Annotated in this window: 1 protein-coding gene; it reads right to left on the bottom strand. The window is 59.3% G+C overall.

Annotation, left to right across the window (positions count from 1 at the left end; translation table 11 throughout):
* Positions 1 to 1,263, bottom strand: a 1,263-nt coding sequence (locus ACOCD2_RS19905) for a type IIL restriction-modification enzyme MmeI (protein WP_419625946.1), incomplete at its 3' end; no start/stop codon positions are given.
* Between the last annotated feature and the right edge of the window lie 153 nt (positions 1,264 to 1,416).

Here is a 1,416-nt window from a genome sequence, read left to right as displayed (position 1 = left end):
GTCCAATGCTCTGTAGGAGAGAGTTCGCCCCTGGAACATTTGGATGGCATCAAGCAACAGCAATGCGGTGCGGTTGTCGATGGGCAGGGGTCTGGCTTCGTCCGTCCGCCAGCTCGTGCCTTTGATTCGGCCTTCTAGGAAAGGGAATCGATCGGGGTCAAACAGGGAGCCACCCAGCGCGGGCATACGCAGTGCCTCGTGTTCGATGCCACCGTAGATGGCCCGGAAGATGGCCAGCAGACGCGACCAGGCGTCCCGCCGGTGCGAGAGGAGCTCCTCGGAGTGTAGTCCTGCCTGTTCCCGAAGCTGGATTCGCAGGGAGGAAACGGCGTAGTAGGTTTGGAAACGCTCGTCCTTGACCACGTCCATCAATTCGCGCTCTTCGGCATTCAACAGGAACACCAGACGCATCATCACCGTGAGCGCCGCCTCGTAGAGCTCACCCGGCGGTATGCCTTTCAGGAGTTCTTGATTACGGTCGTGATTGGCCCGATTCAGAGATTGGATCAATACATCCACGGCCCGCTGCACCTGCTTGCCCAGGGCATCGGTGACTTCGTCCTGGTGCTGCAGCGAATCGTCCAACAAGGCAGACAGTCGTCGATCCTTGGCATCGAAGAAACGATTGATGCCCAGCAGGGTGACGAAGGCCTGCAGAGTCATGGGCTCCTGCGACCACAGGCGGGCGTACCAACTGGCGAAGGTCGTCACTGCCCCCACGGGGGCATCGACCAACATCCAGCGTTCGCCATTGGTCACCAACCCCAGACGGGTCTCGGTGGCACGATAGAGTTGGACCATACGTTCTGCTGGGCTGGTGGCCCAACCATCGCCTTCGATGGTGCTGTCGAGATCCACCTCGGGACCATGGACGGCGACGAGCATCAGAGGTTTGTCTTCGTGCTGATCGTCCACGACAACATAGGCGGGGTTCAGCGTGACGCTGGATTCGGGATGTCGATAGCTCAGACCATCCGGTAGACGGTCACCGGATCTCAGTGTATCGCCCTCTTCGTCGTTCAGATCCAAGCCTTCGGTCAGTACCAGTTCGCCCCATGCCTGATGGATGTCGACCAGGCGAGGATCCTCGAGATCCAGTGCCTCACGCCATTCATCGTAGGCCTGTCGCAGATGGCGTCTCTTCAGTGGATCGACACTCTCTAGCCCCTGGGGAAATACCTTCTCCAACACTGGGGCGGCAAGGAAAGGACCGGATACGTCAATCAGGGACAGCCATTCGTGGTGTCTGGTCTGTTTGGTCATGGCTCAACCCTCTCCTACTGTGGATTCGGGCGGCAGAAAGATCACGGCCACGGGAAAGGTGCGATCGGTGAAGTCCAGGTAACGGTGTTCGATGGCCTGAATCTCCCGCTCCTTCTCCCCGGGAATCCGTGCCAGTCGCATCTTCAACGCCTC

It is taken from the genome of Thiolapillus sp. (assembly GCF_048562965.1).
Classification (GTDB): Bacteria; Pseudomonadota; Gammaproteobacteria; order Chromatiales; family Chromatiaceae; genus Thiolapillus; species Thiolapillus brandeum_A.
This window is presented reverse-complemented; position numbering and strand designations above follow the sequence as displayed.